This is a genomic window from Microbacterium paludicola, assembly GCF_039529675.1.
Classification (GTDB): domain Bacteria; phylum Actinomycetota; class Actinomycetes; order Actinomycetales; family Microbacteriaceae; genus Microbacterium; species Microbacterium paludicola.
In genome coordinates this window covers 80,248-93,860 of the sequence record NZ_BAAANG010000003.1, presented here as the reverse complement: position 1 = coordinate 93,860, position 13,613 = coordinate 80,248, and the positions used below count along the sequence as shown (strand labels likewise).

At 71.0% G+C, this 13,613-nt stretch carries 15 protein-coding genes; 8 read left to right on the top strand and 7 right to left on the bottom strand.

Annotated elements, in window-relative coordinates; translation table 11 throughout:
• The first annotated feature begins 23 nt into the window (after positions 1–23).
• The 5 genes from xseA to ABD161_RS03175 are packed head-to-tail and all read left to right on the top strand — an operon-like array spanning position 24 to position 4,320.
• Positions 24–1,334: an exodeoxyribonuclease VII large subunit gene (xseA, locus tag ABD161_RS03195; RefSeq protein WP_343999619.1), complete on the top strand. Its 1,311-nt coding sequence runs from the start codon at positions 24–26 to the stop codon at positions 1,332–1,334.
• 1 nt (position 1,335) lies between these two features.
• Positions 1,336–1,578, top strand: a complete 243-nt coding sequence (locus tag ABD161_RS03190) for an exodeoxyribonuclease VII small subunit (protein WP_343999617.1) — start codon at positions 1,336–1,338, stop codon at positions 1,576–1,578.
• The gene (locus ABD161_RS03185; protein WP_135113721.1) at positions 1,578–2,228 is read left to right on the top strand and encodes a DUF4245 family protein; all 651 of its coding nucleotides are present in this window, start codon (positions 1,578–1,580) and stop codon (positions 2,226–2,228) included. The genes ABD161_RS03190 and ABD161_RS03185 overlap by 1 nt, the downstream gene beginning before the upstream one ends.
• Positions 2,225–2,878 carry a carbonic anhydrase gene (locus ABD161_RS03180; protein ID WP_343999615.1) on the top strand — a complete coding sequence of 218 codons (654 nt, stop codon included), beginning with the start codon at positions 2,225–2,227 and terminating at the stop codon, positions 2,876–2,878. Before ABD161_RS03185 ends, ABD161_RS03180 begins: the two co-directional genes overlap by 4 nt.
• 47 nt (positions 2,879–2,925) lie before the next feature.
• Positions 2,926–4,320, top strand: coding sequence for a class II fumarate hydratase (locus tag ABD161_RS03175; RefSeq protein WP_343999613.1), 1,395 nt, complete (start codon positions 2,926–2,928; stop codon positions 4,318–4,320).
• A 74-nt stretch (positions 4,321–4,394) separates the two neighbouring features.
• Here ABD161_RS03175 and ABD161_RS03170 read toward each other — a convergent pair whose 3' ends face one another.
• The 6 genes from ABD161_RS03170 to ABD161_RS03145 form a co-directional block, all read right to left on the bottom strand.
• Positions 4,395–5,351, bottom strand: coding sequence for an ArsA family ATPase (locus ABD161_RS03170; protein ID WP_343999611.1), 957 nt, complete (start codon positions 5,349–5,351; stop codon positions 4,395–4,397).
• Entirely contained in the window at positions 5,342–5,599 is a 258-nt protein-coding gene (locus ABD161_RS03165; protein ID WP_343999609.1) for a cory-CC-star protein, read from the bottom strand. Before ABD161_RS03165 ends, ABD161_RS03170 begins: the two co-directional genes overlap by 10 nt.
• A gap of 4 nt (positions 5,600–5,603) precedes the next feature.
• A complete protein-coding gene (locus ABD161_RS03160) occupies positions 5,604–7,337 on the bottom strand; it encodes a carbon starvation CstA family protein (protein ID WP_343999607.1) in 1,734 nt (577 codons plus the stop codon).
• 200 nt (positions 7,338–7,537) lie between these two features.
• Complete coding sequence (gene phoH2, locus ABD161_RS03155) at positions 7,538–8,896, bottom strand: RNA 5'-3' helicase PhoH2 (protein WP_228066677.1); 1,359 nt, start codon at positions 8,894–8,896, stop codon at positions 7,538–7,540.
• A 204-nt stretch (positions 8,897–9,100) separates the two neighbouring features.
• Positions 9,101–10,222, bottom strand: coding sequence for an aminotransferase class V-fold PLP-dependent enzyme (locus tag ABD161_RS03150; protein WP_343999604.1), 1,122 nt, complete (start codon positions 10,220–10,222; stop codon positions 9,101–9,103).
• Between the two features lie 48 nt (positions 10,223–10,270).
• A complete protein-coding gene (locus ABD161_RS03145) occupies positions 10,271–11,047 on the bottom strand; it encodes an isoprenyl transferase (RefSeq protein WP_344000088.1) in 777 nt (258 codons plus the stop codon).
• A gap of 105 nt (positions 11,048–11,152) precedes the next feature.
• Here ABD161_RS03145 and trhA point away from each other — a divergent pair, with 105 nt between their 5' ends.
• A complete protein-coding gene (gene trhA, locus ABD161_RS03140) occupies positions 11,153–11,890 on the top strand; it encodes a PAQR family membrane homeostasis protein TrhA (RefSeq protein ID WP_343999602.1) in 738 nt (245 codons plus the stop codon).
• 183 nt (positions 11,891–12,073) lie between these two features.
• On the opposite strand, the gene ABD161_RS03135 is transcribed toward trhA, so the two are convergent.
• Positions 12,074–12,355: a hypothetical protein gene (locus tag ABD161_RS03135; RefSeq protein WP_343999600.1), complete on the bottom strand. Its 282-nt coding sequence runs from the start codon at positions 12,353–12,355 to the stop codon at positions 12,074–12,076.
• 91 nt (positions 12,356–12,446) lie between these two features.
• Here ABD161_RS03135 and ABD161_RS03130 point away from each other — a divergent pair, with 91 nt between their 5' ends.
• On the top strand, positions 12,447–12,842 hold the full coding sequence (locus ABD161_RS03130) for a DUF4307 domain-containing protein (RefSeq protein ID WP_343999598.1): 396 nt from the start codon (positions 12,447–12,449) through the stop codon (positions 12,840–12,842).
• An 81-nt stretch (positions 12,843–12,923) separates the two neighbouring features.
• Entirely contained in the window at positions 12,924–13,412 is a 489-nt protein-coding gene (gene greA / locus ABD161_RS03125; protein ID WP_135113733.1) for a transcription elongation factor GreA, read from the top strand.
• Positions 13,413–13,613 lie beyond the last annotated feature (201 nt).

Below are 13,613 nucleotides of genomic sequence, written 5' to 3'. Positions count from 1 at the left end.
CCGAGCGACCGAAGGGACCCGAAGTGACGTCGTTCCAGCCTGTGGCGGTGCCCGGCGAGGCGCCGCCGCCCGACAGCGTCGCACCACGCGACTCCACCCCCGACGCGCCGACCTCGATCGGCCGGCTGAACCAGACGATCAAGGGCTTCATCGAGCGGTGGGGCTCGGTCTGGGTCGAGGGCGAGATCACCTCGTGGAACGTGCGCGCCGGAGCGGTGTACGCGCGGCTGAAGGACGCGCAGGGAGACGCACAGATCTCCATCCGGATCTGGTCGAGCGCACGCAACCGGATGCCCGCCGACCTCAAGATCGGCGACCACGTCGTCGCCTGCGTGAAGGCCGACTTCTACCCCCGCGGCGGCGACTTCTCGTTCCAGGTGTCCGCGATGCGGCACGTCGGCCTCGGCGAGCAGCTCGAGCGCCTCGAGAAGCTGCGCGCCCAGCTGCGGGCCGAGGGCCTGTTCGACGCCGCGCGCAAGAAGCCGCTCCCCTTCCTGCCGCACTGCATCGGCCTCATCACGGGCGAGCGCAGCGACGCCGAGAAGGACGTCCACCGCAACGCCGAGCTGCGCTGGCCGCAGGTGCGCTTCCGCACCGAGTACGCGGCCGTGCAGGGCGACCGGTGCGTCCCCGAGACGCTGGCGGCCCTCAAGCGCCTCGACGCGGACCCCGAGGTCGACGTGATCGTGATCGCGCGCGGCGGGGGCGATCCGCAGACCCTGCTCGGCTTCAGCGACGAGCGCCTGCTGCGCGCGGTCGCGGCCGCCACGAAGCCGGTGGTCAGCGCGATCGGGCACGAGAACGACCATCCCCTGCTCGACGACGTCGCCGACCTCCGCGCGTCCACTCCCACCGACGCGGCGAAGCGCGTCGTGCCCGACGTCGGCGAGCAGCGCGCGATCGTCGCGCAGCTGCGCTCGCGGATGACGATGCGGCTCACCCAGCGGATCTCGCACGACATCGCGCAGCTCGAGCAGCTGCGCTCGCGACCCGCCCTGCGCTCTCCCGACCACCTCATCCGCACCCGCACGCAGGACGTCTGGCAGCTGGTCAGCCGAGGCCGCGACCTCGCTCAGCGCCGCGTCGAGCAGGGGCTGCTGCGCACCGCCGAGCTTCGCGCGTCGCTGCGCGCCCTGTCCCCTGCCGCCACGCTCGCGCGCGGCTACGCGATCGCGCACACCGACGGCAGCGTCATCCTGCGCGACGCGCAGCAGGCGCCCGCCGGCACCCCGATCGTCGTGACGCTCGATCGCGGATCCGTCGGCGCCACGTCGACCGGAGAGCTCCCGGAGGGCCCGACCACCGCGACCGGGACGTCGGATGCCGGAAAGTAGGATGGAGTACGTGACCTCGGACACCTCCCTCCCGGACGTCGCCACGCTCTCGTTCGAGCAGGCGCGCGACGAGCTCGTGCGCGTCGTCGGCGAGCTCGAGCAGGGAGCGCCGACCCTCGAGCAGTCGCTCGCCCTGTGGGAGCGCGGCGAGGCTCTCGCCGCCCGCTGCGATGAGTGGCTGCGGGGCGCCAAGCGCCGCCTCGAGGCCGCGCAGGCCGCGGGCGAGGCCGGAGACGACGCCTGATGGCCCGCGAGCCGCGCGTCGTCGCCGAGCTCGGCCGTCCGGAGACGCCCGAGGAGACCGCAGTCCGCAAGGCCGCGAACTCCAAGGCCTACCGCGAGAGCCAGAACTTCCGGAACCTCATCTTCGCGCTGCTGGTGACGCTCGCGATCGTCGTCGTCATCGTCCTGGTCGTCCCCCGCGGCGGCCCCGGCGAGCACCGCAGCGTCGACCCCGCCCCGGCGGCCGACGCCGCGAGCACCGCCTACGAGCGCACGGTGATCCTGCCGGACCTGCCCGCCCCCACGAAGGAGAACGGCTGGTTCGTCAACGAGGCGAAGGTCGTCCCCGGTGACACGCCGCGCTGGGAGGTGCTCTACGTCCCCGGCGACGAGAGCTTCCTGCGCTTCGTGCAGGGGTTCGACGCGGACGCGACCTGGGCCGCACAGCAGCTCGGCGGCACGGCACCCGCCGGCGAGGTCGTCGCGGGAGGCATCACCTGGCAGACGTACGAGGTCGATCCGACGCGCAACAAGAACGTGACGTACGCGCTCGGCACCCAGGCAGGCACCGACCACATCCTGCTGTACGGCACCTCGACCCCGAAGAAGACGGCGGAGATCGCCGAGATGATCGCGCCGCAGGTGCGCGCCCTGACCGAGGAGAGTGAATGACGCACGTGACCCCCGACGAGGCCTGGGAGAGCATGCTGGCCGGGAACGCGCGCTTCGTCGCGGGCGCCCCGGAGCACCCCCACCAGGACGTCGAGCGCCGCCACACGATCGCCGCCGCGCAGACGCCCCGGGCGGCGCTGTTCGGCTGCTCGGACTCGCGCCTGTCGGCCGAGATCATCTTCGACATGGGCCTCGGCGACCTGTTCGTCGTGCGCAACGCCGGCCAGGTCGCCGGCGACTCGATCGTCGGCAGCCTCGAGTACGCGGTCGAGGTGCTGAAGGTGCCGCTGATCGTCGTCCTCGGGCATGACGCGTGCGGAGCCGTCCGCGCGGCGATCGAGAGCACCCACGCGGATGCGCCGGTGCTGCCGCCGTCGATCTGGCGCCTGATCGCGCCGATCGTCCCCGCCGTGCGCCGCGTGCTCCGCGCGGGCGCGGCCGACGGAGTGACCCCCGAGACCGTCGACGCCGACCTCGTCGGCCGCGAGCACCTGCGGGACACGGTCACGGCGCTGCTGCAGCGCTCCGAGCTGATCAGCACCGCGGTCGCCGAGCGCCGCCTTGCCATCGTCGGCGCGAACTACCGCCTCGCCGAGGGCACCGTCGTGCCCGACGTCATCCTTGGCACCCAGCACAGCGACGCCGCCTGACGCGCAGCCCGAACCCCGAGCCCGATCCAAACCGGAGGAACGACGAAGTGACCGAGATCGAGTACCGCATCGAACACGACACAATGGGCGAGGTGCGCGTACCCGCGTCCGCGCTCTACCGCGCGCAGACCCAGCGCGCCGTGGAGAACTTCCCGATCTCGGGCAAGGGCCTCGAGTCGACGCAGATCGCCGCCCTCGCGCGCATCAAGAAGGCCGCGGCGCTCGCCAACAAGGAGCTCGGCACCCTCGACGGCGCGATCGCCGATGCCATCGCGGCGGCCGCGGACGAGGTCGTCACCGGCCAGCACGACGCGCACTTCCCGGTCGACACGTACCAGACCGGATCCGGCACGTCCTCGAACATGAACATGAACGAGGTGCTCGCCACCCTCGCCACGCAGAAGCTCGGCGCCGACGTGCACCCGAACGACCACGTCAACGCGTCGCAGTCGTCCAACGACGTCTTCCCGACCTCGGTTCACGTGGCCGTGACGCAGGCGCTGATCGAGGACCTCGTCCCCGCGCTCGACCACCTCGCCACGGCCTTCGAGGAGAAGGCCGTGCTGTGGAAGGACGCCGTCAAGTCGGGCCGCACCCACCTGATGGACGCCACGCCCGTCACGCTCGGCCAGGAGTTCGGCGGCTACGCCCGCCAGATGCGCCTCGGCATCGAGCGCATCGAGGCGGCGCTCCCCCGCGTCGCCGAGGTGCCGCTCGGCGGCACCGCCGTCGGCACCGGCATCAACACGCCGCTCGGCTTCCCGCAGAAGGTCATCGAGCTGCTCGCGGCCGAGACCGGCCTGCCGATCACCGAGGCGAAGGACCACTTCGAAGCTCAGGCGAACCGCGACGGCCTCGTCGAGGCGTCGGGTGCCCTGCGCACCATCGCGGTGTCGCTCACCAAGATCAACAACGACCTGCGCTGGATGGGATCGGGCCCGAACACCGGCCTCGGCGAGCTTCACATCCCCGACCTGCAGCCCGGCTCCTCGATCATGCCGGGCAAGGTCAACCCCGTCGTCCCGGAGGCCGTCCTCATGGTCGCCGCCCGCGTCATCGGCAACGACGCCACGGTCGCGTGGGCGGGTGCGTCGGGCTCGTTCGAGCTCAACGTCGCGATCCCCGTGATGGGCACGGCGCTGCTCGAGTCCATCCGCCTGCTCGCGAACGCCTCGCGCGTGCTCGCGGACAAGACCGTGACGGGCCTCGAGGCGAACCTCGAGCGCGCCGCGGCCTTCGCCGGCATGAGCCCGTCGATCGTGACGCCGCTGAACAAGCTGATCGGCTACGAGGCCGCCGCCAAGATCGCCAAGCACGCGGTCGCGAAGGGCATCACGGTGCGCGAGGCGGTCATCGACCTCGGCTACGTCGAGCGCGGCGAGCTCACCGAGGCGCAGCTCGACGAGAAGCTCGACCTGCTCTCGATGACGCACGCGGGCTGATCCGGTCCGGTCCTCGGAGGGGCGGCGGGCTTCGGCTCGCCGCCCCTCGTCGTCTCGGGCGATGGTCGAGCGGCTCAGCGCGACGGCCAGCCGAGCGCCGCGGCCAGCTGCTCCAGCGCCGGCAGCCCCACGGCGTCGTCGACGAGCGGGACCCGTGTGACCCGAGCGCCGAGGTCGAGGTCCGACAGCAGCTGCTCCTCGCGCGCGCGCCGGGAGGGCATGAGGTCGCCCGGTGACAGCCGGTTCGCCACGACGCCGATCAGGCCGATGCCCAGCTGCGTCAGCTGAACGGCCACCTCCCGGCTCTCCGCCACCGGCAGGGGCTCCGGCACGAGCACCAGCACGAACCCCGCACGCGCGGGGTCGGCCAGAAGATCCCGCATGAGCGCGAAGCGCTCCCGGCGACGCCGCAGCACGCGCCGCAGCTCCGCGTCGCGATCCGACGTGTCACGGATGCCGCCCAGCGCGCCGTACGCCACCGCGTAGCGCTCCGAGCGGTCGCGATTCGCGAGCAGCTGCTCGGTCCACACCGTCATCCGCTCGGGCATCGCGAGCAGGTGCAGCGTGTGGCCCGACGGAGCCGTGTCGAACAGCACCAGGTCGTACCGCTCCAGCCCCGTCTCCAGCGCCTCGGCGACCCGGTCGAGCACGGCCGATTCGTGGGTGCCCGGCGCGTGCCGAGCCGACTCGAGGTGGGCGCGCGCCGGCCGGTGCAGGCGCTCGGGCAGCAGCCGCGTCATGGACTCAGACACAGCCGCGAGGTGCGCGTCGACCGTGCGGGCTGGATCGATCTCGACGCCGTGCACCGCGCCCGCCCCCTGCGGGGACGACCACAGCGCGGTGATCTCGTCGCCCACCTCGCTCTGCCACAGGTGCCCGAGGTTGTGCGCCGGATCGGTCGACACCACAAGCACGCGCGCCCCCTCGCGCGCCCTCGCGAGCGCGATCGCCGAGGTGAGGGATGTCTTCCCCACGCCGCCCTTGCCGCCGACGAACACCGCCCGGCGCGCGGCGATGTCGTTCAGCAGCATGCGATGTGGTCCAGCGGACTGCGCGGGATCCCCGCGCGCTGATGCCACGCGTGGAAGTCCTCGTACACCGCGGGCAGCAACTCGGCCGAGTAGTACGCGGCGGGATCCGGCACGCCGAGCGACTCCGCGAGCACCACGAGCATAAAGTGGTCGTCCTCGTCGCGCCGGGCCCGGGCGAAGGTGCTGCGGTACGGGCCCTGGTAGTACTCCCTCAGCCCTTCCGCGAACGCGGCCCAGCGCGACGACACGGCGTCACCTCGCCACGGGAACGGGCTCGGTCAGGTGGTCGGTGAGATCGGCGTCATCGGCCTCCGGAGGCTCGGCCGCGGCGCGGCGCATGGCCATGATGCCTTCGACCGCGACCCAGACCGCCGCGACGATGATGATCACGTCGAGCACCAGCAGCAGCCAGTTGGTCTCGACACCGTCGTTCCAGAAGGCGCCGAGCTGCACGATCGCGGCCCAGAACGCGGCCACGAACACGATCGCGAGCGGGACCAGCGTGACGACCACGTTGCGACGCTTCCGGATCAGCATGATCGACACGATGATCAGCGTCAGCGACGCCAGCAGCTGGTTGGTTGTGCCGAACAGCGGCCAGATCGCGAGCCCGCCCGAGCCGCCCACACCCTGGCTGAACACGAGCCCGACGCTCACGACCAGCACCAGCAGCGTGCCCACGACGGTGTTCATGCGGACGCCGACGATCTCGCCCGCTTCCTGGAAGACGAACCGCAGCAGGCGCACGCCGGTGTCCATGGTCGTCGCGGCGAACAGCACGGCCATGGTGGCGAGCACGGTGGCCGACAGCGACGCCGGCAGGCCCAGGCCCAGCTCGATGATGTTGCCGCCGCCCTCGACGAACGCGTTCACGCCGCCCTCGTTGAACGCGCTGTAGATCTCGTTCCAGCGGGCGACGCTCTGGATGCCGGCTGTGGTGGCGATGATCGACCCGAGCGCGAGCATTCCCTCGCCCACGGCGCCGAAGTAGCCGACGAACCGCGCGTCGGGTTCCTTGTCCAGCTGCTTCGACGTGGTGCCGCTCGCGACGGCGCCGTGGAACCCGCTGATCGCGCCGCACGCGATCGTGACGAACAGCAGCGGCCAGATGTCGGGCGTGCCCTCGGGCACCGCGGTGTTGAAGGCGGGAGCGACGAAGTCGTTGCCGAAGAACAGACCGGCCGAGATGGTTCCCACGAACAGGATGGCCAGGCCGACGAACAGCTGAACGCCGTTGATGTAGTCGCGCGGCTGCAGAAGCAGCCACACGGGCAGCAGCGACGCGATGCCGGCGTAGACGAAGAGAGCGATGATCCAGAAGGTGGCGGGGCTCATCCCGAGGATCGGGTCGGGAAGCACGATCGGGAACGCGTCGCCCACGGCGATCAGCGCGTACAGCACGACGACGCCGACGATCGTCACGACCGTGAGGTTCCAGCGCAGCTTGTACACGGCAAGTCCGATGAGCACGGCGACGGGGATCGCGCCCCACGCCGGGATCACGGCGGACGGGCTGCCGATCAGGAGGTTCGTGATGACCACCGCGAACGCCGCGATCACCATAAGCAGCAGCAGCGCGATCACCAACAGGAAGACGTACGAGCCGCGTCGGCCGATGTAGCGCGCGGCGAGCGCTCCGATGGAGCGGCCCTTGTTGCGCTCGGAGGCCCACAGGGCGCCGAGGTCGTGCATGCCCGCGAAGAACACGGTGCCGATCGTGACCCACAGGAACGCGGGCAGCCAGCCCCAGATCACGGCGACGGCCGGACCGACGATGGGCGCGGCGCCCGCGACCGACGTGAAGTGGTGTCCCCACAGCACGAACTTGTTCGTGGGGACGTGGTCGACGCCGTCGTTCTTCTCGTGCGCGGGCGTGCGGAAGCCCGCGTCGAGGCGCAGCACGCTCCTGCCGAGGTACTTCGAGTAGATGAGGTAGCCGGCCGCGAAGATCGCGAGGCCGACCAGCAGCAGGATCACGGAACCCATGAGATGCCTTCCTGTCGTCATTGACAGCGCGGCGACAGCCGCAGCGTCGCGCCCGTGCCGTGGGCCGGCTCCCGGGTGCGACACACACATTACCGTGCACGCGGTGCGGCGAGCGCCACCGACGCGACCGGCGGATCGGACGGCCGCCGCGCGAGGGAGCGCCCGGGCCGCGTGGCCCGGGCGCTCCCTTCGAGGGTGGATCAGGCCAGCTCGCCGAACTCCAGCAGGTCGGTGACGAGCGCCGCGATCGCCGAGCGCTCCGACCGCGTCAGGGTGACGTGGCCGAACAGCCCGTGGCCCTTGAGGCTCTCGATCACGCTCGCGATGCCGTCGTGGCGGCCGACGCGCAGGTTGTCGCGCTGGGCGACGTCGTGCGTGAGGACGACCCGAGAGTTCTGCCCCATGCGGCTCAGCACCGTGAGCAGGACGTTGCGCTCGAGCGACTGCGCCTCGTCGACGATCACGAACGCGTCGTGCAGCGAGCGCCCGCGGATGTGCGTGAGCGGCAGCACCTCGAGGATGCCGCGCTGCACGACCTCGTCGAGCACGTTCGTCGAGACGACCGAGCCGAGCGTGTCGTACACCGCCTGGCCCCACGGGTTCATCTTCTCGGCCTGGTCGCCGGGAAGATAGCCGAGCTCCTGACCGCCGACGGCGAACAGCGGGCGGAAGACGATGATCTTCTTCTGCTGCTGCCGCTCGAGCACCGCCTCGAGGCCCGCGCACAGGGCGAGCGCCGACTTGCCGGTTCCCGCGCGTCCGCCGAGCGAGACGATGCCGACCTCCGGGTCGAGGAGAAGGTCGATGGCGATGCGCTGCTCGGCCGATCGGCCGTGAAGTCCGAACACGTCGCGGTCGCCGCGCACGAGACGCACCTCTGAGTCCCCCGACACCCGGCCCAGGGCGGAACCGCGCTCCGACTGGATGACGAGCCCGGTGTTGATGGGAAGCCCGCGGACGTCCTCGTGAGAGGCGACCTCGCTCTCATAGAGGTCGGCCATGTCGTCGCCCGAGAGATGCAGCGTCGCGATGCCCGTCCATCCGGAGTCGACTGCCTGCTCGGCGAGGTACTCCTCCGCGGCGATGCCGAGGGATGCGGCCTTCACGCGCATCGGCATGTCCTTGGAGATCACGGTGACCTCTTGGCCGTCCTGCGCCAGGTGCATCGCGACCGCCAGGATGCGGCTGTCGTTGTCGCCGAGCCGGATGCCGCTCGGCAGCACGGTCGCGTCGGTGTTGTTGAGCTCGACGCGCAGCGTGCCGCCGTCGCCGACCGGAACCGGGAAGTCGAGACGGCCGTGCTCCACGCGGAGCTCGTCGAGGTGGCGGAGCGCCTGCCTGGCGAAGTAGCCGAGTTCGGGATCGTGGCGCTTGCCCTCGAGCTCCGAGATCACCACGACCGGGATGACGACGGAGTGCTCGGCGAAGCGGAAGAACGCCCGCGGATCGCTCAGCAGCACCGACGTGTCGAGCACGTAGGTGCGCAGGCTCTGCGCGGATTCGTGTGAAGCGGCCTTGCGCCGTGCGGTGGTGCTGCGGCTGCTGGCCTGCTGAGACATCGTGTTGGTCACGCCCCACTCCCGACCCGGGAACCTTGCCCGGCTTCAACGAGTCGACCTGGGGGCCACGAGTCGCGATCCTTGATGGCCGACTCGAACGGGCGCCTTACCCGTTGCCCACACGGTACGTCCGCAACCGACCGAATTACAAGGGTGTCATTCGTTACGAACAGATGAACCGGATGCGCGACCGCGGCCGGCGCGTCAGGAACGCTGCTGGGCGAACGCCGCGCAGGCCTCTTCGAACAGGCCGAGCGTCTCGTCGTCGGTGCCGACGTGGGGCGCGACGCGCACGGTCCCCGCCCGTGCGGTCACCGCCACGCCACGGTTGGCGAGCTCGGCTCCGAGCGCCGCGGCGTTCTCGGGCTCGAGCGCGACGATGCCGGCGCGGCGGGTCGGGTCGAGCGGCGTCACCACGGGGATGTCGTGCCGCTGGGCGATCTCGATCACGCGCTCCGTGCGCTCGCTGAGCGCCGCTTCGACGGCGACGACGCCGACGGCCTCGATCTCGGCGAGCGCGACGGCCAGGGCTCCCGCACCGACCAGCGCGTCGGCACCGCTGACCGTGTAGGCCTGGGCGGAGGACGCCGGCATCGGCACCGCGTCCACGGTCATCCCGCCCTCGGCACCCCGGAAGCCGGACAGTACGGGCGCGATGCGCGCCCGGGCGCGGGCGCCGAACCAGGCGAAGCCGGTGCCCCGCCCCGCGCGCAGCCACTTATAGCCGTGGCCGCACACGACGTCGGCGGCCTGCCAGTCGGCGTCGACCACCCCGAAGCTCTGCACCGCGTCGACGATGAGCAGCCGGTCGGGCCCGATCGCCTCGCGCAGCGCGGGCAGATCGGCGCGGTAGCCGGTGCGGAAGTCGACGTGACTGACCACCAGCGCGACCGTCTCGTCGTCGACCGCCTCGGCGACGGCATCCGGGGTCACGAACCCGTGGGGCGCGCTCAGCCACTGCGGATGAACCAGCCCGAAGGCGTCGGCGGCGCGCGTGATGGCAGTGGGGATGCTCGGGAACTCGGCAGGCGAGGCGAGGATGCCGCCCGCGAGGCCGTACACCGCGTGCATGAGGCCATAGGTGGACGACGGCTGCAGGGTGACCTCGTCGTCCGCCGCGCCGAGCAGCCGCGCGAGCACCGCCCTCGCCTCACCCTCACGTTCGGCGACGTGCGCGATGCTGCTCGTGCGCCCCGTGCCGAGCAGCTCGAGGTCGGCGAGCGCGTCGTCGCGCACGGCGGGGCTGAGCGGGCCGAACGCCGCCCAGTTCAGGTAGCCGGGTTCGACAGCGAACGTGGCCCGGAAGTCGTCAATGGTACCGATCACACCGACATTCTGGCAGGCCCGCCTGACCGACCGCCGACGAGGCCCCGGTCAGCCGCCGAAACGGCGGTCGCGGGTCGCGTAGTCGCGGATCGCCCGCAGGAAGTCGACCTCGCGCAGGTCGGGACCGAGCGCCTCCACGAAGTAGAACTCGCTGTGCGCGCTCTGCCAGACGAGGAAATCGCTCAGCCGCTGCTCGCCGCTCGTGCGGATGACGAGATCCGGGTCCGGCTGCCCGCCCGTGTACAGGTGCTCGCCGATCGACTCGGGCGTCAGGTTCTCGGCGAGCTCCTCGAGGGTGCCGCCGCTCTCGCTGTGGCGCGCGATGATCCTTCGCACCGCGTCGACGATCTCGTGCCGCCCGCCGTACCCCACCGCGAGGTTGACGTGAAGGCCGGTGTGGGCGCGCGTGCGATCCTCGGCGTCGCGCAGCGCCGTCGCGAGGTTGTCGGGCAGCAGCTCGGCGCGCCCAGCATGCTGGACGCGCCAGTCGCCGCTGTCGGCGAGGTCTCCGGCGAGCCCCGCGATGATGTCGATGAGGTCCGCGAGCTCGGCCGAATCGCGCTTTCGCAGGTTGTCGTTCGAGAGCAGGTAGAGGGTCACGACCTTGACGCCGAGCTCGTCGCACCAGCCGAGGAACTCGATGATCTTCGCCGCGCCGGCGCGATAGCCGTGCGCGACCGAGTCGTACCCGAGCTGCCGCGCCCAGCGCCGGTTGCCGTCGATCACCATCGCGACGTGGTGCGGCACGTTCTCGGGAGAGATCTGGTGCCGCAGCCGCGAGCTGTACAGCCGGTACAGCGGCCCGCGGCCTTCGGCCTGCCTCATGGTTCGCACGTCAATACGCTACTCCGCGCCCAGCGCTCTCCCCTGCGGGCGGGGCCGGGCATGCCCGTGCCGCTCGCGGCATGCATCTCGCCGTACGCTCGGAGCATGACGCACGCGCCCGACGACGACCCGACCTCCGCAGACGGCGTGCCCCAGCTGCCCCTGTTCGACGCGGCCGAGCGCGACGCCCCGGTCGAGATCAAGCCGACGTGGCGCGGCTGGATCCACGCGGCCACCTTCCCCGTCGCGATCATCGCCGGAATCGTGCTGATCGTCCTCGCCGAGGGTGGCCCCGCGAAGTGGGCGTCCTCGGTGTTCATGGCGTCGTCGCTGCTGCTGTTCGGCAACTCGGCCGTCTATCACCGGTTCGACTGGAGCCCGCGCACGAAGCTCGTCCTCAAGCGGATCGACCACGCGAACATCCTGCTGCTGATCGCGGGGACCTACACGCCCATCGCCGTGCTCGCGCTGCCGCCGGAGAAGGGGATGCTGCTGCTCGTCCTCGTCTGGTTGGGCGCGGTGCTGGGGATCCTGTTCCGCGTGTTCTGGATCGGTGCGCCGCGCTGGCTGTACGTGGCGCTGTACCTGCTTCTCGGCTGGGCGGCGGTCATGTACCTGGGCGACCTGTTCGAGGCGAATCCGCCGATGATGGTCCTCGTGATCGTCGGCGGCCTGCTGTATTCGGGCGGCGCAGTCGTCTACGCCCTCAAGCGCCCGAACCCCTGGCCCGGGCATTTCGGCTTCCACGAGATCTTCCACGTGTGCACCGTCCTGGCGTTCCTGTGTCACTGGGCGGGCGCCCTGCTGATCGCCCTGGAACCGGCCTTCAACGGTCCCGCCTGATACCGCCGTTGCGGAATCTCCGGACGGATCAGAACGGCTGCAGCGGCTGCCGTCGCGGTGCCTCTGCCGTGGCCTTCCGCGCTTCGCCACCCGCAGCGTGGGTGCCATGATGCCCAGGCCTGCGAATCTCTGCAGACGCGTGTTCATCGCACCGCCCTGCCTGTCTGCCCGTACGCTGCTCCGCTATGCGCGGGGATCGGCGTCGTCGTCGACTTCCGCTGCGGAGTCCTCCTCGGCGTCTGCGGAACCGTCGCGACGGGCAGCCTCCTCCTCCGCATCCAGCGCCTCGTTCGCCTCCGCGCGGTAGCGCGTGCGGCGCACCCGGCGCAGCATGTCGGCGACAAGCAGGGCGACCAGCACGACGAGGATCGCGATCACCGTGAAGCCCCCGGGTCCGGGCGTCACCAGCTGCGGATCGACCGTCGGCGTGGGCGTCGGAAGGGGGGTCGCCGCGAGAGCGTACATGGGTGGCTCCTGTTCTAGCCTGGAACCACTAAGCCTACTTTCGCGCCGATGTGCTGCCTGACAGTGCCCGGGCCCTCACCGATGGAGATCCATGACCACCCAGGCGGAGCTCGACGACCGCTACGGCCGCACGGCGCGCCCGGTGCGCCGACGCCTGCTGTGGGGCGCCCTCATCGCCGTCGCGGCGCTCGGGATCGGCTGGCTCGGCTGGACCGCCGTGTCGACCTCGGTCGAGGCGGTCTCGGTCGACGGCCTCGGCTACGACGTGCGCGACGAGCACACCGTCGAGGTGTCGTTCCAGCTCACCGCCCCGGAGGGTCGCTCGGTCGCCTGCGCCGTGCAGGCGCTCGACAAGGAGTTCGGCGTCGTCGGCTGGAAGATCGTCCAGTACGAGGGCGACGGAGACCACCGGATGCGTCAGACCGAGACGGTCCCGACCGTCGCGGAGGCGACGACCGGTTTGGTCGAATCCTGCTGGGTCACGTAGTCTGAGCCACAGATCTCACTGACGCCCCGGCAATACGCCGGGGCGTCTTGCACTATCTCCGTCCATCGAAGGGAGCACATCGTGTCCAACGATGCCCAGGTCACTTTCCTCACGCAGGAGGCCTACGACCGTCTCGCCGCCGAGCTCGAGGAGCTCTCGACCACCGGCCGCGAGGAGATCGCCAAGCGCATCGAGATCGCCCGCGAGGAGGGCGACCTCAAGGAGAACGGCGGCTACCACGCCGCGAAGGACGAGCAGGGCAAGATCGAGATGCGCATCCGCAATCTCCAGGCCCTGCTGAAGGAAGCAGTCGTCGGCGAGGCGCCGGAATCGAACGGCACCGTCCAGCCCGGCACGGTCGTCACCGCGCTCGTCCTCGGCGACGAGGAGCGGTTCCTGCTCGGCAGCCGCGAGATCGCCGGCGGCACCGACCTCGACGTCTACAGCGAGCAGTCGCCGCTGGGCGCCGCGATCCTCGGCCTCAAGGAGGGCGACAAGACCTCCTACCAGGCGCCCAACGGCAAGGAGATCGCCGTGGAGATCGTCAAGGTCGAGACCTTCACGGGCTAGTTTTTCGGTCGTGCAGTGAGCGTGCGCGATGGCCCCGTTCCCCGAGGAGCGGGGCTTTCGCGTTTGCCCGGGGCGCTGCCCCCCTGCGAACGAAGTGAACGTGCAGCGAACGTTGTTTTCTTTTCGGTAGTGCAGTGAGCGTGCGCGACGCCCCTGCTCCCCGAGGAGCGGGGTTTCGCGTCGCCGCGGGCTCGACCCCTT

Coding starts and splice junctions, on each gene's coding strand:
- ABD161_RS03135 (WP_343999600.1), bottom strand. CDS start 12,355: ATGTACGCTCTCGCGGCGACCCCCCTTCCGACGCCCACGCCGACGGTC.
- ABD161_RS03145 (WP_344000088.1), bottom strand. CDS start 11,047: ATGAGGCAGGCCGAAGGCCGCGGGCCGCTGTACCGGCTGTACAGCTCG.
- ABD161_RS03190 (WP_343999617.1), top strand. CDS start 1,336: ATGGAGTACGTGACCTCGGACACCTCCCTCCCGGACGTCGCCACGCTC.
- ABD161_RS03185 (WP_135113721.1), top strand. CDS start 1,578: ATGGCCCGCGAGCCGCGCGTCGTCGCCGAGCTCGGCCGTCCGGAGACG.
- trhA (WP_343999602.1), top strand. CDS start 11,153: ATGACGCACGCGCCCGACGACGACCCGACCTCCGCAGACGGCGTGCCC.
- ABD161_RS03160 (WP_343999607.1), bottom strand. CDS start 7,337: ATGGGTTCCGTGATCCTGCTGCTGGTCGGCCTCGCGATCTTCGCGGCC.
- ABD161_RS03170 (WP_343999611.1), bottom strand. CDS start 5,351: ATGCTGCTGAACGACATCGCCGCGCGCCGGGCGGTGTTCGTCGGCGGC.
- ABD161_RS03180 (WP_343999615.1), top strand. CDS start 2,225: ATGACGCACGTGACCCCCGACGAGGCCTGGGAGAGCATGCTGGCCGGG.
- ABD161_RS03130 (WP_343999598.1), top strand. CDS start 12,447: ATGACCACCCAGGCGGAGCTCGACGACCGCTACGGCCGCACGGCGCGC.
- phoH2 (WP_228066677.1), bottom strand. CDS start 8,896: ATGTCTCAGCAGGCCAGCAGCCGCAGCACCACCGCACGGCGCAAGGCC.